Origin of the sequence: Caenispirillum bisanense (assembly GCF_039523075.1) — a bacterium.
Classification (GTDB): Bacteria; Pseudomonadota; Alphaproteobacteria; order Rhodospirillales; family Rhodospirillaceae; genus Caenispirillum; species Caenispirillum bisanense.
In genome coordinates this window covers 24,834-44,687 of the sequence record NZ_BAAAEP010000021.1, presented here as the reverse complement: position 1 = coordinate 44,687, position 19,854 = coordinate 24,834, and the positions used below count along the sequence as shown (strand labels likewise).

Annotated in this window: 15 protein-coding genes; 5 read left to right on the top strand and 10 right to left on the bottom strand. The window is 70.6% G+C overall.

Going from position 1 to position 19,854, the window contains the following annotated elements; translation table 11 throughout:
* Positions 1–59: 59 nt before the first annotated feature.
* The gene (tyrS, locus tag ABD056_RS11200; RefSeq protein ID WP_343866656.1) at positions 60–1,310 is read right to left on the bottom strand and encodes a tyrosine--tRNA ligase; all 1,251 of its coding nucleotides are present in this window, start codon (positions 1,308–1,310) and stop codon (positions 60–62) included.
* Positions 1,311–1,426: 116 nt separating this feature from the next.
* Between tyrS and ABD056_RS11195 the strand changes: the two genes are divergently transcribed.
* On the top strand, positions 1,427–2,500 hold the full coding sequence (locus tag ABD056_RS11195) for an anhydro-N-acetylmuramic acid kinase (protein ID WP_343866719.1): 1,074 nt from the start codon (positions 1,427–1,429) through the stop codon (positions 2,498–2,500).
* A 248-nt stretch (positions 2,501–2,748) separates the two neighbouring features.
* Here the strand turns inward: ABD056_RS11195 and ABD056_RS11190 are convergent, their stop codons facing one another.
* The 4 genes from ABD056_RS11190 to ABD056_RS11175 form a co-directional block, all read right to left on the bottom strand.
* Positions 2,749–3,951, bottom strand: a complete 1,203-nt coding sequence (locus ABD056_RS11190) for an OpgC family protein (RefSeq protein ID WP_343866654.1) — start codon at positions 3,949–3,951, stop codon at positions 2,749–2,751.
* A 231-nt stretch (positions 3,952–4,182) separates the two neighbouring features.
* On the bottom strand, positions 4,183–5,826 hold the full coding sequence (locus ABD056_RS11185; RefSeq protein ID WP_343866653.1) for an AMP-binding protein: 1,644 nt from the start codon (positions 5,824–5,826) through the stop codon (positions 4,183–4,185).
* A gap of 14 nt (positions 5,827–5,840) precedes the next feature.
* On the bottom strand, positions 5,841–6,650 hold the full coding sequence (locus ABD056_RS11180; RefSeq protein ID WP_343866651.1) for a MetQ/NlpA family ABC transporter substrate-binding protein: 810 nt from the start codon (positions 6,648–6,650) through the stop codon (positions 5,841–5,843).
* A 136-nt stretch (positions 6,651–6,786) separates the two neighbouring features.
* Positions 6,787–7,062: a hypothetical protein gene (locus tag ABD056_RS11175; protein WP_343866650.1), complete on the bottom strand. Its 276-nt coding sequence runs from the start codon at positions 7,060–7,062 to the stop codon at positions 6,787–6,789.
* A 298-nt stretch (positions 7,063–7,360) separates the two neighbouring features.
* On the opposite strand from ABD056_RS11175, the gene ABD056_RS11170 reads away from it, so the two are divergent.
* Both ABD056_RS11170 and ABD056_RS11165 read left to right on the top strand, forming a co-directional pair.
* Positions 7,361–8,263, top strand: a complete 903-nt coding sequence (locus tag ABD056_RS11170; protein ID WP_343866649.1) for an alpha/beta fold hydrolase — start codon at positions 7,361–7,363, stop codon at positions 8,261–8,263.
* Positions 8,250–8,672: an NUDIX hydrolase gene (locus tag ABD056_RS11165; RefSeq protein WP_343866648.1), complete on the top strand. Its 423-nt coding sequence runs from the start codon at positions 8,250–8,252 to the stop codon at positions 8,670–8,672. The genes ABD056_RS11170 and ABD056_RS11165 overlap by 14 nt, the downstream gene beginning before the upstream one ends.
* Before the next feature lies 1 nt (position 8,673).
* Here the strand turns inward: ABD056_RS11165 and ABD056_RS11160 are convergent, their stop codons facing one another.
* The gene (locus tag ABD056_RS11160; RefSeq protein ID WP_343866647.1) at positions 8,674–9,642 is read right to left on the bottom strand and encodes an alpha/beta hydrolase; all 969 of its coding nucleotides are present in this window, start codon (positions 9,640–9,642) and stop codon (positions 8,674–8,676) included.
* Positions 9,643–9,744: 102 nt separating this feature from the next.
* Between ABD056_RS11160 and ABD056_RS11155 the strand changes: the two genes are divergently transcribed.
* Positions 9,745–10,326 (top strand): LOG family protein, encoded by a 582-nt coding sequence (locus ABD056_RS11155; RefSeq protein WP_343866646.1) that lies wholly within the window; start codon positions 9,745–9,747, stop codon positions 10,324–10,326.
* Positions 10,327–10,337: 11 nt separating this feature from the next.
* Here ABD056_RS11155 and ABD056_RS11150 read toward each other — a convergent pair whose 3' ends face one another.
* The 4 genes from ABD056_RS11150 to ABD056_RS11135 all read right to left on the bottom strand — a co-directional run bounded on the left by ABD056_RS11150 (position 10,338) and on the right by ABD056_RS11135 (position 16,547).
* Positions 10,338–11,183 (bottom strand): alpha/beta hydrolase, encoded by an 846-nt coding sequence (locus ABD056_RS11150; protein WP_343866645.1) that lies wholly within the window; start codon positions 11,181–11,183, stop codon positions 10,338–10,340.
* A 38-nt stretch (positions 11,184–11,221) separates the two neighbouring features.
* A protein-coding gene (gene prfB / locus ABD056_RS11145; protein ID WP_343866644.1) for a peptide chain release factor 2 occupies positions 11,222–12,353 on the bottom strand; the annotation gives its coding sequence in 2 pieces (ribosomal slippage) (positions 11,222–12,283 and positions 12,285–12,353; 1,131 coding nt in all).
* 121 nt (positions 12,354–12,474) lie between these two features.
* A complete protein-coding gene (locus ABD056_RS11140) occupies positions 12,475–14,991 on the bottom strand; it encodes a penicillin-binding protein 1A (protein WP_343866717.1) in 2,517 nt (838 codons plus the stop codon).
* 284 nt (positions 14,992–15,275) lie between these two features.
* Positions 15,276–16,547, bottom strand: a complete 1,272-nt coding sequence (locus ABD056_RS11135; RefSeq protein WP_343866643.1) for an N-acetylmuramoyl-L-alanine amidase — start codon at positions 16,545–16,547, stop codon at positions 15,276–15,278.
* 638 nt (positions 16,548–17,185) lie between these two features.
* Here ABD056_RS11135 and ABD056_RS11130 point away from each other — a divergent pair.
* The gene (locus tag ABD056_RS11130) at positions 17,186–19,807 is read left to right on the top strand and encodes an Rne/Rng family ribonuclease (protein WP_343866642.1); all 2,622 of its coding nucleotides are present in this window, start codon (positions 17,186–17,188) and stop codon (positions 19,805–19,807) included.
* Positions 19,808–19,854 lie beyond the last annotated feature (47 nt).

Sequence of the window (19,854 nt, the reverse complement as noted above, 5' to 3'; positions counted from 1 at the left end):
CAAAAGGGCCGCCCCACCCGGAGCGGCCCTTTTTCACGTCCAGCCTCTGCCGCCGGTGGTCAGGCCGGCTTCACCAGGGCGTGCTTCTTCTTGCCGGCCGACAGCTTGATGTGGTCGCCGTCGAGGGCGGCGAGCGTTACCGTGTGGGCTTCGTCGGTCACCGCGGCATCGTTGACGCGGGCGCCGCCCTGCTTGATGAGGCGGCGGGCTTCACCCTTGGACGCCGCCATCTCCAGCCGCACCAGCAGGTCGACCAGGGTCACGCCGGCCTCCAGCTCGGCGTGCGGCACCTCCACCGTCGGCAGGTCGCCGCCGGCGCCGCCCTTCTCGAAGGTCTCCTCCGCCGTGCGGCGGGCGGCTTCGGCGGCCTCGGCGCCATGGCACAGGCGGGTGGCCTCGTCGGCCAGCACCTTCTTGGCGTCGTTGATCTGCGCCCCCGGCAGGGACTCCAGGCGGGCGATCTCGTCCAGCGGCAGTTCGGTGAACAGGCGCAGGAACTTGCCGACGTCGGCGTCCTCGGTGTTGCGCCAGAACTGCCAGTAGTCGTAGGGGCTCAGCCGTTCCGCGTTCAGCCACACGGCGCCGGAGGCGGTCTTGCCCATCTTGGCGCCGGAGGCGGTGGTGAGCAGCGGCGAGGTCAGGCCGAACACTTCCTTGCTGTCGCAGCGCCGGGTCAGCTCGACGCCGTTGACGATGTTGCCCCACTGGTCGGAGCCGCCCATCTGCAGGCCGACGCCCAGCTTGCGGTTCAGCTCCAGGAAGTCATAGGCCTGGAGGATCATGTAGTTGAATTCCAGGAACGACAGGCTGTGCTCGCGCTCCAGCCGCAGCTTGACCGAGTCAAACGTCAGCATGCGGTTGATGGAGAAGTGGCGGCCGTAGTCGCGCAGGAAGTCGATGTACTGCAGGCCGTTCAGCCAGTCGGCGTTGTTCACCATCACCGCGTCGGTGGGGCCGTCGCCGAAGGTCAGGTACTTGGCGAAGACCTTGCGGATGCCCTCCATGTTGGCGGCGATCACCTCGTCGGTGAGCAGCTGGCGGGCTTCGTCGCGGCCGGTCGGGTCGCCGATGCGGGTGGTGCCGCCGCCCATCAGCACCACCGGCTTGTGGCCGGCCTGCTGCAGGCGGCGCAGCAGCATGATCTGGATGAGCGAACCCACATGCAGGCTGTCCGCCGTGCAGTCGAAGCCGATATAGGCCGGCACGACGCCTGCTGTCATCCGGGCGTCCAGCGCCTCCAGGTCGGTACACTGGTGGAGGTAACCACGCTCCACCACGGTCCGCAGGAACTCGGAACGGCAGGTGCTCATGGATCGTGCCTTTTGTTCTTGCCTATCGAATTGGCGTTGCAGGGAAGAGGGGTCGTTTAGCACAATCGTCCCCGCCCCACAACGCAACCCACGCCCAGGCGGAGCCCGTGACAGACCTGCTTGCGCCCCCCCATCCGCTGCGGGCCATCGGCCTGATGAGCGGCACCAGCATGGACGGCATCGATGCCGCCTGCGTGGTCACCGACGGCCATCGCATCCTTGAGCGCGGCACGTCGCTCACCCTGCCCTATACCGCCCCCTTCCGCGCCCGCCTGCGCAGCGTGCTCGGCGGCGGCGGCCCCCTGGCGGCGGTGGAGCGGGAACTGACCCTGCTGCACGTCGAGGCGGCGCGCGCCCTGCTCGCCCGCACCGGGCCGGTGGACGTGGTCGGCTTCCACGGCCACACCATCCTGCACCGGCCGCAGGAACGCCGCACCTGGCAGATCGGCGAAGGCGCCCTGCTGGCGCGCGAACTGGGCCTGCCGGTGGTCGACTCCCTGCGCGTCGCCGACGTCACCGCCGGCGGCCAGGGGGCGCCGCTGGTGCCGGCCTACCACGCCGCCCTGGCCGCCGACCTGCCGAAGCCGCTCGCCGTCCTCAACATCGGGGGCGTCGCCAACATGACCGTCATCGGCCGCGACGGCAGCCTGCTCGCCTTCGACACCGGCCCCGGCAATGCGCTGGTCGACGACTGGATGCACAACCGATCCGGCCTGCCCATGGATGCGGACGGGCGCCATGCGGCGCGCGGGACGGTGGACGACATCTGCCTCGCCACCCTGCTGGCCCATCCCTACTTCGATGCGCCGCCGCCCAAGTCGCTGGACCGCGACGACTTCTCCGCCGACGCCCTCGCCCATCTGGCCCGCGACGACGGCGCGGCGACGCTGACCGCCTTCACGGCGGCGGCAGTGGCCCGCGCCCTGCCCCACCTGCCGGAAGCGCCGCGCCGCTGGATCGTCTGCGGCGGCGGTCGCCGCAACCCGACCCTGATGGCCATGCTGCGCGACCGCCTCGCCCCGGCGACGGTGGAGCCGGTGGAGGCGGTCGGCTGGGACGGCGACGCGGTGGAAGCGGAGGCCTTCGCCTTCCTGGCGGTGCGCAGCCTGCGCGGCCTGCCCATCACCTTCCCCGGCACCACCGGAGCCCCCGCCGCCATGACCGGCGGCCGGCGCCACGAGGCGGCTTGAGGTTTTTGTGCGCCCTCAGGCGCCGGGCGCGGCCTCCGGCCGCTTGGCTCCCGCGGCAGGGGCCGCGCGGCGCAGTCGCGCCGTGGGGGAGTCGGTTTGTGCGCCCTCAGGCGCCGGGCGCGGCCTGCGGCGCTTGGCTCCCGCGACATAAGCCGCGCGGCGCAGTCGCGCCGGGTGGAGAGTGGTTTGTGAGCCTTCACGCGCCGACCGGCCGGCGATGGGGGATCGCCGGCCGGTCGGGTGTGGCCTTACTTGTCCGCGCGGGCGGTGGCCGGGGTGGTGCCGAGCAGGGCGCGCCAGTCGGTTTCCCGCGCCAGGGCCGGCAGGGCCAGCATGGCGACGCCGGTGATGGCGATGGCGGTCTTGGTCACCTCGTTGAACGGGCCGTAGTGGCTGTTCAGCGCCATCACCGCATAGGCGATGGGAACGTGGAAGGCATAGACCTGCAGCGAGTGGCGGCCAATCAGGCGCAGGAACGGCAGCTGGAACACGTTGCCCACCACCTCCGCCATGCGGCGCACGCGGGCGTTGCTGCTGCGCGGGCCGGCGATCAGCAGCCACGCCATGGCCCAGCCGAGGGCGAGGAAGTTGACCAGGAAGATCAGGCTGAACTCCGGCCGCACCTCATAGCCGCGGAACCGCTGCGCCACCTCCTGCGGCCAGACGCCGAACGAGAAGCCGACCCGCCACACCAGGAAGAACACCAGCAGCGCCACCGCCAGCCACACCAGGGCGGTGCGTTCCGGCGTGAACACCTTCTGCCAGTCGATCTGGTTGGTGACGGTCATGACGCCCAGCACCAGGCCGCTCATGAACACCACCTGCCAGGCCAGCACGTTGAAGGCGGCACGCAGGCGCACGCCCTCGCCGGCGGCGCCGATCAGGCTGTTTATGCCGTCGGCCACCGGCATGTGCAGGCCCAGCTGCACCGCCAGCCACAGCACCGCCGAGCCGATGGCGACGGCGGCCCAGCGGCCGCGCAGGCACAGCCACACCAGCGGCGGCGCCACCAGCAGGTAGACGATGTACTGCGGCAGGATGTCCATGAAGGTCGGCTGATAAGCGAGCGAGGCGGCGGCGCCGACCATGGCGGCATCGCCCGCCCGCAGGTCGCCGAGCCACGGCTGCCAGTAAGCCTGCAGCGCCGGCTCCAGCGCCGCGGCGCCGAGGATCAGGGCGATGCACCCCATGGCATAGAGATACAGCTCGCCGGCCCGCTTCCACATCTTGGCGGTGCCGTCGGCGAAGCCCTTGCGGTCCATGCGGCGGGCGTAGACCATCCCGACCAGCAGGCCCGACAGGAAGACGAACCCCTGGGCATCCTGCACGAAGCCCAGTTCCGCATGGTTCACCCGCACCAGCAGATAGCCGCCGGTGAAGCTCAGGTGGTTGAGCAGCATGAAGACCAGGAAGTAGCCCCGCATGCCGTCGAGGATCTCGAGGCGTCGCATGATCGTGTCCTCGGCTGAAGCCTAGATGTTGCCGAAGAAACGGATCGAGAGTGTCGATGGCTCCCCCAAAGACGGTGACCAATCGGGGGCGGGACTGCCACAGCGGCGGGACTCTAAAAGACTGAAAATGTTCCTTGGCGGCCGCCCCGCCCCCACCCGCGCGACCCGCCCCCGCCGCGCGGCGGGAGGAAACCGTGCGGTGGAGGCGGGGGCGGGCCGGCGGAGCCTGCCCTATCCGGCGGCGGCCAGATGCCGGGCCTCGGCCCGCAGCACCTGCTTCTGGATCTTGCCGGTGGCGGTCTTCGGCAGCTCGCGGAAGACGATGCGGCGCGGCGCCTTGAAGTGGGCCAGATGGTCGCGGGTCCAGGCGATCAGGGCCTCCGCCGTCGGCGCCGGGGCTCCCGGACGCAGGGTGACGAAGGCCGCCGGCGTCTCGCCCCAGAACGGGTGAGGCTCGGCCACCACGGCGGCTTCAAGCACCGCCGGATGGCGGGTCAGGGCTTCCTCCACCTCCAGCGAGCTGATGTTCTCGCCGCCGGAGATGATGATGTCCTTGGCCCGGTCCTTGACCTCGATGTAGCCGTCCGGGTGGAGCACGCCGAGATCGCCGGTGAGCAGCCAACTGTCGCGCAGGGCCTCGGCGGTGGCGGCGGGGTTCTTCAGGTAACCGAGCATGACGCCGTTGCCGCGGAAGGCGACCTCGCCCAGGGTGGCACCGTCGGCCGCCACCGGCAGGCCGGTGATGCGGTCGAGCACCGTCGCGTCCTCCACCTGCACCAGCGGCACGCCCTGGCGGGCCTTGGCGGCGTAGACCTGCTCTGCCGGGGCTGCCGCCCACTCGGGCTGATCGGCGCACAGGGTGGTGGGGCCGTAGCTTTCGGTCATGCCGTACATGTGCAGCACGCGGAAGCCGCGATCCTCGGCGGTGCGCAGGGTGGTGGACGACGGCGCCGCGCCGCCGGTGCCGGCCAGTACCGGCCGCGCCGGGCGGATGACGTGTTCCTCCGGCGCATGCAGCAGCATGGTCAGCACCACCGGCGCCGCGCACAGGTGGGTGACGCCATGGGCGGCGATGAGGCGATAGATCTCCTTCGGGTCCACCCGCGGCAGACAGACATGGGTCGCCCCCGCCGCCGCCACCGCCCAGGTGCCGGCCCAGCCGTTGCAGTGGAAGGCCGGCAGGGTCCACAGGTAGACGCTGTCCTGCGTCAGCCCGAGGGTGTGCATGTTGCCGATCGCCGCCAGCCAGGCGCCGCGATGGTGCAGCACCACGCCCTTGGGGTTGCCGGTGGTGCCGCTGGTGTAATTGACGGCGATGGGCTCCCACTCGTCGTCGGGCAGGCGCCACGCGGCGGGCACGGCGGCGGCCAGGGCCGTCTCGTAGTCGAGGGCACCGGCGATGACGCCCTCGCCCTCGCCGTCGCCGTCGCGCACCTCGATCACCGTCAGACCCGGCGGCAGCTCCGCCAGCGCCTCCCGCGCCACCGCCGCCAGGCTGGCGTGGACGATCAGCACCCGCGCCTCGCTGTGGGCGAGGATGAAGGCCAGCGCCGGCGCATCCAGGCGGGTGTTGAGCGGGTTGATGACCGCACCGGCGAGCGGAATGCCGAAGTGGGCTTCCAGGATCACCGGCACGTTGGGGGCCAGCACGGCCACCACGTCGCCGCGCTCCACCCCCTGCGCCGCCAGCAGCCCGGCCAGGCGGCGGGCGCGGTCGGCGAAGGCGCCCCAGGTCAGGCGGCGGTCGCCGTCGATCACCGCCGTGCGCTGCGGCCACACCCGCGCCGTGCGGCGCAGGAACGACAGCGGCGACAGCGGCGCCTCGTTGGCGGCGGAGCGGGCGAGGCCCGCCCACCGCTCCTGCGGAAAAGCCATGGGCGGGGTGCTCCTTACCACGTCGGCAGGATGGTGCCGTTGAACTTGGTCTCGATGAACTGCTTCACCTCCGGCGAGCGGTAGGTGTCGATGAAGGTGGCGACGCGGGCGTCGTCGGCGTTGTTCTTGCGGGTGGCCCACACCAGATGCCAGCGCGAGTGCTCGTCTTCCAGGATCAGCGCCGACTTGGGATCAAGGCCCGACAGCACGGCATAGTTCAGGGTCACCACCGCCGCATCCACGTCCGACAGCGAGCGCGGCAGCTGCGCCGCGTCCAGTTCGATGAAGGTGATCTTCTTCGGGTTGTCGGCGATGTCGAGGATGGTGGCGGTGATGTCGGCGCCTTCCTTCAGCGTGATCAGCCCGGCCTTTTCCAGCAGGAACAGCGAGCGGGCGCCGTTGGTCGGGTCGTTGGGGATGGCGACGCGGGCGCCTTCCTTCAGGTCGGCGAAGCTCTTGACCTTTTCGGAATAGACGCCGGTCGGCACCACGATGGAGGGCTTGCTGGCGACGATGTCGTAGCCGCGCGCCTTGATCTGGTTCTCCAGGTAGGGAATGTGCTGGAAGTTGTTGGCGTCGATATCGCCGTTGTTCAGGGCCTCGTTGATGAGGGTCCAGTCGGTGAACTCGATGATTTCCGCCTCGACGCCCTTCTTCGCCGCCAGTTCGGCGGTGTAGCGCAGGATGTCGCCGTAGGGGCCGGCGGAGACGCCGATCTTCAGCGCCGACTCGGCATGGGCGGGGGCGATGGGCGCGGCCACCGCCAGCAGGGCGGCGAAACCGGCGGCGGCAAGCAGGCGGCGGCGGGACAGGATACGCGACATGGGACAGACTCCGTGGTGAGGATCAGGCAGGCGCCAGGGTGCGGTGCCGCCGGGAACGCGGCACCGTGGGATCACCCGGGCGAAGAGAAGAGAAGAGAAGAGAAGAGAGAAGAAGGAAGGCGGCGGAGGCCGGCCGTCAGCCGGCGAGCAGCTTGCGGCGGGCCTCGTGCATCTGGCGGCTGACGTCCTCGACGGTCAGACCGTCGCGGGCGAGCACCAGATGCACCAGCGGGTCGGCCAGCAGGTCGGCCAGCAGCGGTTCCCGCCCGGCGGTGCCGTAGGCCTCCGCCGTATGACGGGGCGGGCGCGGCACCGGCCGCAGGAAGGACGGCAGGCGGGGGCGCGACGGGCCGCCGACGGACGGCGTCCGCTCGGGCGGGGCGGTGGGAAAGGCAACGGCAACGCAGGCCATGGTCAGTGCTCCTCGGTTGGCGCGAGGGCTCTGCCGAAGCGGTGGCCGCAACGACAAAACCCGCCGCAGCGCTGGCGCTGGGCGGGTCACGGCCGCTCACGCTTTAGCTGCATTTATAACGCGCCCGCAAGCTGTTGCTTCAAATCGGCGCGACAGGGAGACGCTATAACACACATCGGGCATCGTCAAACAAAAAATATCTACATGATCCTCGCGTAATTACATCCCCTCCCATTGGCCCTTTCGCCCCTGCCCCGGCTTTGGCAGCCTGAGGCTTCCCCAGCAGGAGGCACACCCCATGAGCCACCCCGCCGACGCCCTGTTCCCGCCCGGCTTCACCCTGCGGCGCATCGCCGTCAACGGCATCGAACTGGCGGTCCGCACCGGTGGCGAGGGGCCGCCGCTGCTGCTGCTGCACGGCTATCCGCAGACGCACGCCTGCTGGCACCGCATGGCGCCGCTGCTGGCCCGCACCCACACCCTGGTGATGCCCGACCTGCGCGGCTATGGCGACAGCGACAAGCCGCCCGGCGACTCCAGCCACGACACCTACAGCCGCCGCACCATGGCGGCCGACGCGGCGGCGCTGATGACCGCGCTGGGGCATGATCGGTTCCAGGTCGTCGGCCATGACCGCGGCGGCCGCGTCACTCATCGCCTGTGCCTCGACCATGCGGAACGGGTGGAGCGGGCGGCGGTGCTCGACATCGTGCCCACCCACACCATCTTCGCCACCATGAACCGCGGCATCGGCCTCGCCTATTACCACTGGCTGTTCCTGGCCCAGCCGGCGCCGCTGCCGGAACGGCTGATCGGCGGCGACCCGGACTTCTACCTGGAGTGGAAGCTGGGCGCCTGGGGCACCGGCCTTGCCGCCTACGACCCCGCCGCCCTGGCCGAGTACCGGCGGGCCTTCCGCGACCCGGCCTGCATCCACGCCACCTGCGAGGACTACCGCGCCGCCGCCACCATCGACCTCGCCCACGACGAGGCCGATGCCGAGCGCCGCATCCGCTGCCCGCTGGTGGTGCTGTGGGGGACCAACGGGCTGATGGAAAGCAACTACGACGTCCTCGCCACCTGGCGCGCCAAGGCCGACGACGTGCGCGGCCGCGCCCTGCCCGGCGGCCACTTCCTGCCCGAGGAACGGCCGCAGGAAACCGTCGACGCCCTGCGGGAGTGCGGCTTTGCCCTGGCGTGAGGAGGAACCGCGGGTCGGCGTCATCGTCACCGTTCGTGATGCCGAGGGGCGCATCCTGCTGGTCCGCCGCCGCAACCCGCCCTCGGCCGGCATGTGGGGCTTTCCCGGCGGCAAGCCGCGCCGGGGCGAGACCCTGGCCGAGGCCGCCGCCCGCGAACTGGTGGAGGAAACCGGCATCACCGCCCGCATCCTGCGCCCGCTGACCGCCTTCGACGCCATGGAGACGGACGCCGGGACAGGCGCCCTGGCCCATCACTTCGTGCTGGTCGCCATGCTGGCGGTGGCCCCGCGCGGCACCTGCGCCGCCGCCGACGACGCCCTCGACGCCGGCTGGTTCGCCCTCGACGCCCTGCCCGAACCGCTGATCGAGCGGGTGCGGGAGGTGGCGGCGATGATGGAACAGCCCTGAGCTAGCCCGCCGCCGGCGCCAGCAGCCCGGCCTCGGCCAGGAAGGCGACCACCCGCCCGGCGGCGGCGTCGTGGGGTTCCGGCGTGGCGGGGAAGTGCGGCAGGCCGGGCAGCAGTTCCAGCCGCCGGGGCGCGGCCGCGGCGGTCAGGGCGGCGAAGGCCCGCTCGGTCGCCACCGGCGGGATCATGCGGTCGGCCCCCGGCTGCAGCACCAGCACCGGCCGCCGCCACTCGGCCCACCGCAGGCGCGGCGGCAGGTCGGTCTGCAGCGACTGCAGCACGCCGAGGGTGCTGGTGCGGGTGATGAGCGGATCGCGCAGCATGGAGGCGGTGAAGCCCGGCGTATCGTTCAGATGCTCCAGCGCCAGCCCGAGCCATGCCGGCAGGCTCAGCCCCGGTGCCAGCCGCGCCAGCGGCCGCGCCGCCCGCAGCAGCGGCCCGGTGGCGGCGCCGAAGCGGCCGGCGGCCCGCAGCACCGCCGGGTCGGCAGGGCTGAACAGGTTCCACACGGCCAGCGCCCGCACCGCCGGCACCGCCAGGGCGGCGGCGAAGACCGTCGGCGCCCCCAGGCTCACCCCGCTGGCCACCAGCGGCCGGTCGGCCCCGCGCGCCGCCGCCGCCCGCAGCACCGCTTCCAGCCCCGCCACCTGATCGAGGATGCCGCGCCGCCCCTTGTCGTCGGCCGTGGCGGACAGGCCGCAGCCCGGCAGGTCCGGCGCCACCACGGCGCAGCCGCGCCGCCACAGCCCCGCCAGCACCGGCATCAGCATGCGGCCATAGCCCTGGATGCCGTGGACCATCACCACCACCGGCGCCGCCGGCTCCGGCCGGTCGTAGACGTCCTGGTGCAGCCGCCCGCCGGCCCACGACAGCGTCTCCGCCCGGCCGTGGTCGGCATGGAAGGCGACCGCCGCTTCGCCGAACCAGCGACGGACGAAGCCGCTCCAGTCGTGGTCGCGCCCCTGCGTCATGGCTGCCTTGCACTCCGGTGAATGGGACTTTGCCGGCGGTGGATGCGGGTGCTATAGGCCCCGCCCATGGATGACGCAAGGCGACAGGCGGAGGATCCCATCATGCGGCGGTTGTGCGTGTTCACCGGCTCCAACGAAGGGGCCAACGTGGCCTATCAGGCGGCGGCGGTCCGCATGGGGCGGACGCTGGCGGAAGAAGGCATCGAGCTGGTCTACGGCGGCGGCCGGGTTGGCCTGATGGGCGCGGTGGCCGATGCCTGCCTGGCCGCCGGCGGCCGCGTCACCGGCGTCATCCCCAAGTTCCTGATGGACCTGGAAGTGGGGCACGAGGGCCTCACCGACCTGCGCGTCGTCGCCAGCATGCACGAGCGCAAGGCGCTGATGGCCGACCTGTCGGACGGCTTCGTCGCCCTGCCCGGCGGCATCGGCACCATGGAGGAAATCTTCGAGGTCTGGACCTGGGGCCAGCTCGGCAACCACGGCAAGCCGGTGGGGCTGCTGAACGTCCACGGCTACTACGATCCTCTGCGCAGCTTCATCGACCACATGGTGGAGGAACGCTTCCTGCGCGCCGAGCATCGCGGCATGCTGATCGTCGAGACCGAACCGGCGGGGCTGATCGCCTCGTTCCGCACCTGGCGGCCGCTGGCGCAGACCAAGTGGATCACCCGCGCCGAACGCTGAACCCTGCGGCCTCAGCCGCCGGCGGCGCGGGAGCGGGCGGCGGGCATCACCTCGTCGATCCAGGCGGTGATGCGGTCGCCGGCGCCGTAGTCGTACAGGTTGGCGTGCAGGGCGCCGGGGAAGACGTGCAGGCGCTTCGGCTCGTTGGCGCGGGCGTACAGGGCCTGCGCCATTTCCACCGGCACCAGATCATCCTCCTCGCCATGCAGCAGGAACACCGGGCAGCGGATGCGGCCGATCTTCGCCAGGGTCTCGAAGCGGTCCTTGGTCAGGCGATGGACCGGCAGCCAGGGATACTGCCGCTTGCCGACCGCCGGGATGGAGACGAAGGCCGCCTCCAGCACCAGCGCCGCCGGCGCGTGCTCCAGCGCCAGCTGCGCCGCCACCCCCGACCCCAGGCTCTCGCCGTGGATCACCAGCCGGTCGTCGCCGATGCCCTGGTCGAGCAGGAAGCGGCGGGCGGCGCGGGCGTCTGCATAGAGGCCCTGCTCCGTCGGGCGGCCGGGATTGCCGCCGTAGCCGCGATAGTCGAACAGCAGCGCCCCCATGCCCGCCGCCTGCCACGCCGCCAGCTTGAAGGCGCAGTCGCTCAGGCAGCCGGCATTGCCGTGGCAGTAGAGCACCACCGGCCGCCCCGGCTGCGGCGGCAGCCACCAGCCGTTGAGGTCGAGGCCGTCGTCGGTGCGCAGCGTCACCTCCTGCAGCCCGTCGACGGCACACGATGCGGCCAGCGGCCGCTCCAGCGTCGGGGCGTAGAGCAGCGCCCGCTGGCGCAGGTACATGTAAGCCACCGCGGCGGCATACATGGCCAGAACCGCCACCACGGCCCACAGGATGGTGTTGAGCAGGATGGTCACGCCGCGCCCCGCCGTCCGTGAAAGAGAAGCGGCGGGCCTCAGCCCGCCGCCGTCTCGCCGCGCTTCTCGGTGCCCGTCAGCTTGGACGCCAGCGACGCCTGCATGAACTGGTCGAGGTCACCGTCCAGCACCCCCTGGGTGTCGGAGGTTTCCACGCCCGTGCGCAGGTCCTTGACCATCTGGTAGGGCTGCAGCACGTAGGACCGGATCTGGTGGCCCCAGCCGATGTCGGACTTGGCGTCCTCGGTCGCCTGGGCCGCCTCTTCCCGGCGGCGCAGTTCCGCTTCGTACAGGCGGGCGCGCAGCATCTTCATCGCGTGATCGCGGTTCTGGTGCTGCGACCGTTCCGACTGGCAGGCCACCACGATGCCGCTGGGCATGTGGGTGATGCGCACCGCCGACTCGGTCCGGTTGACGTGCTGGCCACCGGCGCCGGAGGCGCGGTAGGTGTCCACCTTCAGGTCCTTGTCGAGGATCTCGATCTCGATGGTGTCGTCCACCACCGGATAGACCCACACCGACGAGAAGCTGGTGTGCCGCCGCGCGGCGCTGTCGTAGGGCGAGATGCGCACCAGCCGGTGCACGCCGCTTTCCGTCTTCAGCCAGCCGAAGGCGTTGTGGCCCGAGACCTTGACGGTGGCCGACTTGATGCCTGCCTCTTCGCCGTCGCTCTCTTCAACATACTCCACCTTGTAGCCGTGCTGTTCGGCCCAGCGGGTGTACATGCGCAGCAGGATCTGCGCCCAGTCCTGCGCCTCGGTGCCGCCGGCGCCGGCGTTGACCTGCAGGTAGCAGTCGTTGGAGTCGGCCTCGCCCGACAGCAGGCTTTCCAGCTCCGCCTTGGCGACCTGATCCTTCAGCGCCCGCAGGCCCTGCTCGCCCTCGGTGACGGTATCCTCGTCATCCTCCATCTCGCCCAGTTCGATGAGCGTCAGCGCATCGTCCAGGTCCTTCTGGATGGCGTGGTAGCGGTCGAGGTTGGCGGCCAGCTGGGTGCGCTCGCGCATCAGTTTCTGGGCGCGGGCGGCGTCGTTCCACAGGTTGGGGTCTTCTACGATCGCGTTCAGCTCGTCGAGCCGTCTTACAGCCTGATCGTAGTCAAAGATGCCTCCTCAGCAGTGCCATCGACTGCTTGATCTCGGAGACCATGGTTTCGGTTTCGGCCTTCATGTTCGTCCTCTCATGCAGGCGTGAGGGTCTTACTTACGGAAAACCACCGGCCGGCTCAACCCTTTAAAGGACAACGGGCGCCGCCGGGGTGCGGCGGCGCCCGTATCGGGCCGGAGGGAGATCAGTACAGGCCGCCGGCCGAGGGCGCCTCCACCGGGCCGCCGCCGCCACCGCCGCCGAAGCCGCCGAAGCCGTCGCCGCCCCAGCCGTCGCCCTCGCCGGCGCCGAAGCCGTCGCCGGTGAAGCCCTGCGGCCCGACGGCGTAGGACGGTTCGCCGACGTTGCGGCTGTCGAACGGCGACTGGCCGGGCTTGAAGGCCTCCAGGATCAGGTTGCGCGAGCCCGGCATGGCCGGCTGCCCCGTCTCGTGGTCGACGCGCATCAGCTGCACGCCCGACGGGATGCGGAAGGGCGTCGCCTTGCCGTCCAGGGCGGCGGCCATGAAGTCCTTGAAGATGGGCGCCGCGACGCTGGAGCCGGTTTCCTTCGGCCCCAGGGTCTTGGGCTCGTCGAAGCCGACGAATACGCCCACCACCATGTCGGGCGAGAAACCCATGAACCAGGTGTCGAAGGCATCGTTGGAGGTGCCGGTCTTGCCGGCCAGCGGAATGCCCAGTTCCGCCACTCGGCGGCCGGTACCGCGCAGCACCGCGCCTTCCAGGATGGACGTCATCTGGTAGGCGGTGATGGGGTCGGTCACCTGCTCGCGGGCATCCTTCACCGCCGGCACCGCCTGCTCGCTCCAGAACACGTCGCGGCACTCCGGGCAGTCCCGGTTGTCGTGGCGGAAGATGGTCTGGCCGTTGCGGTCCTGGATGCGGTCGATGAGGGTCGGCGTGATCTTCTTGCCGCCGTTGACCACCTGGGCGTAGGCGGTGGTCAGGCGCATCACCGTGGTCTCGCCGGCGCCGAGGGAATAGGACAGCAGCGGCGGCATGGAGTCATAGATGCCGAACCGCCGCGCCACGTCGGCCACCTTGTCCATACCGACGGCATGGGCGAGGCGCACGGTCATCAGGTTGCGCGACTTCTCGATGCCGGTGCGCAGGGTGGACGGGCCGTAGAACTCGCCCGAGTAGTTCTTCGGCCGCCACTTGGGCAGGCCGGGGCCCTGGTCGAACTCCACCGGCGCATCCAGGATGATGGACGACGGCGTATAGCCGTTCTCCAGCGCCGTCAGATAGACGAAGGGCTTGAAGGCGGAGCCGGTCTGGCGCCACGCCTGGGTGGCGCGGTTGAACTCCGACGCCTCCAGCGAAAAGCCGCCGACCATGGCCAGCACGCGGCCGGTGTGCGGGTCCATGGCGACCAGAGCGCCGTTCACCGCCGGCACCTGACGCAGCAGGAAGCGGCCGGGCTCTCCGGCCGGGGCGGCGGCGGCGGGCTGGACGCCGTCCTTGGCCGGCGCCTCCTGCACCAGCACCACGTCGCCCACCTTCACCACGTCGGCCATGGACTTGGGCGCCGCGCCCAGGCGCTGGTGCTGCAGCCACTGGCGGGCCCATTTGGTATCGTCGAAGGCGATGTAGCCGGCCCGGCCGCGCAGGCCGATGCGGGCCCGTTGCGGCTGCACCTCCAGCACCACCGCCAGATCCCATTCCGGCAGCGAGCCGGCGGGGCGGGCGATGTCGCCCAGCTTGCGCGCCCAGTCGTCGGCGCCGTCGATGTGGGCCACCGGGCCGCGCCAGCCATGGCGGCGGTCGTAGTCCATCAGCCCGTCGCGCATGACGCGGGTGGCAATGGCCTGCAGGCGCGGTTCCAGCGAGGTGCGGACGGCCAGGCCGCCCTTGTACAGCATGTTGTCGCCATAACGCTGCTGCAGCTCGCGGCGCACGTCCTCGGCGAAATAGGCGCCGTCGGCGACGATCTGGGTGGCTTCCGGCGGGCGCACCACCAGCGGCTCGGCCCAGGCCTGTTCGGCTTCCTCGCGGGTGATGCGGCCGTCTTCCAGCATGCGCCCGACCACCCAGTCGCGGCGGCCCTTGGCGGCGTCCGGTCGGCGATAGGGGTTGTAGTTGTTGGGCGCCTTGGGCAGCGCCGCCAGGAAGGCCATCTCGCCGATGGACAGCTGGTCGAGCGACTTGTTGAAGTAGTTCATGGCCGCCGCGGCCACGCCGTAGGAACCGCCGCCGAGGTAGATCTCGTTCAGGTACAGCTCAAGGATATGATCCTTGGTGAAGGCCCGCTCGATGCGGAACGACAGGATCGCTTCCTTGATCTTGCGCTCGATGGAGACTTCGTTGGTCAGCAGGAAGTTCTTCGCCACCTGCTGGGTGATGGTGGAGGCGCCTTCCGGCCGGCGGCCGCTGCCGATGTTGCGGACGTTGGACAGGGTGGCGCGCAGCAGGCCCTGGAAGTCGAGGCCGGGGTGGCGGTAGAAGTTCTGGTCCTCGGCCGAGATGAAGGCATCGGCCAGCTGCTGCGGGATGGCCTCCACCGGCACGAAGACGCGCTTCTGGATGGCGTATTCGGTGATCAGGCGGCCGTCGCCGGCATAGATGCGGGTGGAGATGGCGGGCTCGTAATTGGCCAGCTGCTTGTGGTCGGGCAGATCGCGGCCGTAGTAGTAAAGGCCGCCGGCAATGCCCGCCGCCGCCGCGATGGCGCCCAGGAACGCAAGGCTCAGCAGCCCCAGCATCAGCCGCCCGACCAGCGAGCGCCTGCGCTTCTTCGGCGGCTGGCCCTTGCTTCCGCCGCCCCCCTTGCCGTTGCCCCGGCCGTCGCCCTTGGGCTCCTTGCGGGGGCGGGGCATGTCGTGCGGATCGCGCACGGCGCGCAGTTCCGGCTTCCTGTTCTCGTCCGTCATCCTGTCGGGTATCCGTGATCGCCCGGCTGTCGGGCCCTGCCGTCATCAACGTGTGGCGCCGCCATATAGCACGACACGGAGGCAACATTAAGGCCGCAGAGGCAGACGGCCGCCCCTTATGGACGATAGGCCTTCTGGGTACGGCTGAAGAAGCCGTCCAGGGTGCGCTCCAGCGCCTTGCCCAGCTTGGCGCGGTAGGACGCCTGGCGCAGCAGCCGCTCCTCCTCCGCGTTGGACAGGTAGCCCATCTCGATCAGGATGGAGGGCACGTCCGGCGCCTTCAGCACGGCAAAGCCGGCGAAGCGGTGGCTGCGCGGTAGCAGCTTGACGTCGCGCTTCAGCTCGTCGATCAGGTGTTCGGCGATGCGCGACGACAGGTTCATGGTCTCGCGCTGGGCGAGGTCGATGAGGATGTTGGTGACCTCCACACTTTCGTGCGACAGGTCGATGCCGGCGATGATGTCGGCCTTGTTTTCCTTGTCGGCGAGCGCCGCCGCCTCGGAGTCCGACGCCTTTTCCGACAGGGTGTAGACCGACAGGCCGCGCACGCTCGGGTTCTTGATGCTGTCGGCGTGCAGCGAGATGAACAGGTCGGCCTGATGGCGGCGCGCCACCTCGAAACGGTCGCGCAGCGGCAGGAAGATGTCGCGGTCGCGGGTCAGCACCACCTTGAACTTGCCCGACTTCTGCAGGATGTCGCGGAACTCGCGGGCCGCCGCCAGGGTGATGTTCTTTTCATAGACGCCGGAAGCACCGATGGCCCCGGGGTCGACGCCGCCGTGGCCGGGGTCGATGACGATGACCTTCTGGGCCCGCTCCACCTCTTTCGACGGCGCCTGCGGGGCGGGGCGCAGCGACGCTTCCTGCACCTTGGGCGGCGTCGGCTCGGGCGCCGACTTCAGGCTGCCGATGCGCTTTTCCGGCCCGGCGGCGGCCAGGAACTGGGTGAGCGAGGTTTCCTGCAGGTCAAGGACGAAGCGCCAGCCGACCTGACCGTTGGGCGGCAGCAGGAAGGCCTGCTTGACGTTGGCCGGCCGCACCAGATCCAGCACCACGCGCGACTGGCCGGGCTGGAACAGGCCCCAGCGCAGGGACGAGACGACGCCCTTGGCCGGCGGCAGGTTTTCCTCGCCGAAGCTCCATTCCACTTCCGGCAGGTCGATGACCACGCGGTTGGGGTCTGTCAGGGTGAACAGGCTGAAGTCCACCGCCTGCGACACATCGAGCACAAAGCGGGTGAATTCCTCGTGCCGGCCCAGGCGCACGGCGGAGGCGCGCACCGCCGCCCACGCCTCGGTCGGGCGCAGCACGCCGCCCAGCGCCGCCGTGGCGGCAGCGCCGAGAACAACCAAGCGTCGCGTCACTGTCGGGAAGGGCCAGGCGGCCATGATCCCCCTCGCGGCCGTCAACTACGGGTTCAGCTGGTGGACAAGGTCAAGCGCCCAATTAACAATTGCTTAAGCGCAGACCTTGATATGGCGGATCATCACTGAAACCGAGTCGCGGTGCAAGGAAAACCCGACTCGCCCCGCGCATTCTTCGCCCCGGCAAGGGAATATCACGGCGTTTCTGCGCGTGTGGAGCGGTAACAAACCGTTGTGCCGGGCGCCCGCCGCCGCTATGGTGAACAGGCGAATTTCCGCTGTCGGCGGAGTTCCCTGCTTCCCGGAGGTGTCGCCCCGGGTCCGGCAGCCGCGGTGCGGCGCCGTTCGGATCGGCGATCCATCATTCGGCAGGAGGAATGCCCGGGCTCCCCGTCCGGCGGCCGCCGACGGCCTGTTCGAATTTGGGTCCGAGGCCTTCATGCAGTTCCGCGGCATTCCGATGTCGATGCACCGTCCGGCCGTGTCCGCCGCGCCCACCGTGGCGCCGCGTGCGGCCGGCGCGCCGTTGGGCGCGCCGATGTCGGGCGTTTCACGCATCGCCGTCGCCGCCGCCGTGCCCGCAGCCGGCCTCGTCGGATTGATCCCCTGTCCAGGACGGCGCAGTGTTCGCCGCCGGGCAGGACTGCGGAGTCACACGGTTAATGGTCAAGCGTATGCTCATCGACGCCACGCACTCGGAAGAGACCCGGGTGGTTGTGGTGAATGGAACGCGCCTTGAAAGCTTCGACGTCGAAACCAGCACGAAGAAGCAGAACAAGGGAAATATCTACCTCGCGAAGATTGTCAGGGTTGAACCGTCGCTGCAGGCTGCCTTCGTCGATTACGGCGGCGGCCGGCATGGGTTCCTGGCCTTCAGCGAAATCCACCCCGACTACTACCAGATCCCCGTCGCCGACCGGCAGGCGCTGATCGCCGAGCAGCAGGCCGAAGCCGCCCGCGAAGCCGCCGAGCAGGAAGCCGCCGACAACGGCGAGGACGTGGAAACCCTGGGCGGCGACGAGTCGGAAGAGGAGCCGGCGACCCGCACCCGCCAGCGCTCCATCCGCAACTACAAGATCCAGGAAGTGATCAAGCGCCGGCAGATCATGCTGGTGCAGGTCGTGAAGGAAGAGCGCGGCAACAAGGGCGCGGCGCTGACCACCTACATCTCGCTCGCCGGCCGTTACTGCGTGCTGATGCCCAACACCGCCCGGGGCGGCGGCGTCTCGCGCAAGATCACCTCGGCCATCGACCGCCGCCGCCTGAAGGCGATCATGTCTGACCTGGACGTTCCGGGCGGCATGGCGGTCATCCTGCGCACCGCCGGGGCGGAGCGCAACAAGACCGAGATCAAGCGCGACTACGACTATCTGATCCGCACCTGGAACCAGATCCGCGAAACCACGCTCGCCAGCCGGGCGCCGGCGCTGATCCACGAGGAAGCCAGCCTCATCCGCCGCGCCATCCGCGACGTCTACTCGGCCGACCTGGAAGAGGTGCTGGTCGAGGGCGAGGAAGGCTACCGCCTCGCCAAGGACTTCATGAAGACCCTGACGCCGAGCCACGCCAAGAAGGTTCAGCGCTACCGCGACCCGATCATGCCGCTGTTCCACCGCTATCAGGTGGACAGCCAGCTGGATGCCATGCACAGCCCGGTGGTGCAGCTGCGCTCCGGCGGCTACATCGTCATCAACCAGACCGAGGCGCTGGTCGCCATCGACGTCAACTCCGGCCGCGCCACCAAGGAGCGCCACATCGAGGAGACGGCGCTCAAGACCAACCTGGAGGCGGCGGAGGAAATCGCCCGCCAGCTGCGCCTGCGCGACCTGGCCGGCCTGATCGTCATCGACTTCATCGACATGGAGGAGAGCCGCAACAACGCCTCCGTCGAGAAGCGCCTGAAGGAAGCGCTGAAGAGCGACCGCGCCCGCATCCAGATGGGCCGCATCTCCGCCTTCGGCCTGCTGGAACTGTCGCGCCAGCGCCTGCGCCCGTCGCTGATGGAAACCAGCTTCACCGCCTGCCCGCACTGCGGCGGCACCGGCATGATCCGCTCCACCGAGTCCACCTCGGTGCACATCCTGCGCATCATCGAGGAAGAGGGCGTGCGCCAGCGCTCCACCGAGGTGACGGTGACGGTCCACCCGACGGTGGCGCTCTACATCCTCAACTACAAGCGTCAGGCGCTGGAAGACATCGAGCGCCGCTACGGCATCAAGGTCTACATCCAGGGCGACGAAAGCCTGATCCCGCCCGACCACCGCATGGAGCGCGTGAAGGGCGACCGCAAGGAGGAATTCCGCCCGGCCGTCGACTACGCCGCGCCGGTGGACGATGAGGACGACGACGAGGACGAGGACGCCGCCGAGGCCGAAGACACCGGCCCGGACGCCGCCGAAGCCGAGGCGGAAGCGCCCGTCGCCGCCGCTGCCGAACCGGCCCGCGCCGCCGCCCAGCCCGCCGCCGAGGGTGGCGAGGACGACGGCGACAACGGCAAGACGCGCCGCCGCCGCCGCCGCCGCCGTCGCGGCAAGCGCAACGGCGAGACCGAGACCCAGGGTGAGGCCGACGCCGAAGCGGTGGCGCTCGACGAGCAGTTCGCCGAAGAGGGCGACGGCGACGACGATGCCGACGGCGAGGACACCGAAGCCGAGGGCGAAGGCGAAGGCGACGCGGATGAGGGCGCTGACGAGGGCGCCGACCTGGACGCCGTCGAGGGTGAGAGCGAGGCCGACGCCGAAAAGCGCCGCCGCCGCCGCGCCCGCCGCCGCGGCCGTCGTCGCCGCAAGGGCGGCGCCGGCGAGGGTGACGAGCCGGCTGTCGCTGCTGCCGCCGCCGTGACCGTCGAGCCGGAAGTGGCCGTCGCCGACGAGGACGAGGGCGGTGCCCTGGTCGCGCCGGTGGAGGACGATGCCGAGGCCGCCCCGGCCGCCGAGGAAGCTCCGGCCCGCAAGCCGCGCCGCCGCCGCACCAAGGCGGACGCGGACGCGACCGAGACTGCCGAGGCCGCTGATGCGGTTCCCGTCGCCGATGGCCGCACCGCCCGCACCAGCGGCCGCCCCCGCGCCGCCCCGGCGGACGAGGCGGTGACGCCAGAACTGGCCGAGGCCGTCGCCGAAGCCGAACAGCCGGTGGAAGCCACCCCGGCCGAGCAGCCGGAACCGGCCGCCGCGCCGCAGCCGGAACCGGAAGCCGCCCCGGCCGCGCCGGAGCCGGCCGCCAGCGCCGAACCGGAACAGCCGCCGCAGCCGCCTCGCCGCGGCTGGTGGGAGCATTCCCTGTAAGGCTGCGGCCGGATCACACCGACCGGACATGCAATCGGGCGCCGGAG

Excerpts from the sequence above, each read along its gene's own strand:
- tyrS (WP_343866656.1), bottom strand. The coding sequence starts at position 1,310 with ATGAGCACCTGCCGTTCCGAGTTCCTGCGGACCGTGGTGGAGCGTGGT.
- ABD056_RS11190 (WP_343866654.1), bottom strand. The coding sequence starts at position 3,951 with ATGCGACGCCTCGAGATCCTCGACGGCATGCGGGGCTACTTCCTGGTC.
- ABD056_RS11185 (WP_343866653.1), bottom strand. The coding sequence starts at position 5,826 with ATGGCTTTTCCGCAGGAGCGGTGGGCGGGCCTCGCCCGCTCCGCCGCC.
- ABD056_RS11180 (WP_343866651.1), bottom strand. The coding sequence starts at position 6,650 with ATGTCGCGTATCCTGTCCCGCCGCCGCCTGCTTGCCGCCGCCGGTTTC.
- ABD056_RS11175 (WP_343866650.1), bottom strand. The coding sequence starts at position 7,062 with ATGGCCTGCGTTGCCGTTGCCTTTCCCACCGCCCCGCCCGAGCGGACG.
- ABD056_RS11170 (WP_343866649.1), top strand. The coding sequence starts at position 7,361 with ATGAGCCACCCCGCCGACGCCCTGTTCCCGCCCGGCTTCACCCTGCGG.
- ABD056_RS11160 (WP_343866647.1), bottom strand. The coding sequence starts at position 9,642 with ATGACGCAGGGGCGCGACCACGACTGGAGCGGCTTCGTCCGTCGCTGG.
- ABD056_RS11155 (WP_343866646.1), top strand. The coding sequence starts at position 9,745 with ATGCGGCGGTTGTGCGTGTTCACCGGCTCCAACGAAGGGGCCAACGTG.
- ABD056_RS11140 (WP_343866717.1), bottom strand. The coding sequence starts at position 14,991 with ATGCTGGGGCTGCTGAGCCTTGCGTTCCTGGGCGCCATCGCGGCGGCG.
- ABD056_RS11135 (WP_343866643.1), bottom strand. The coding sequence starts at position 16,547 with ATGGCCGCCTGGCCCTTCCCGACAGTGACGCGACGCTTGGTTGTTCTC.
- ABD056_RS11130 (WP_343866642.1), top strand. The coding sequence starts at position 17,186 with ATGGTCAAGCGTATGCTCATCGACGCCACGCACTCGGAAGAGACCCGG.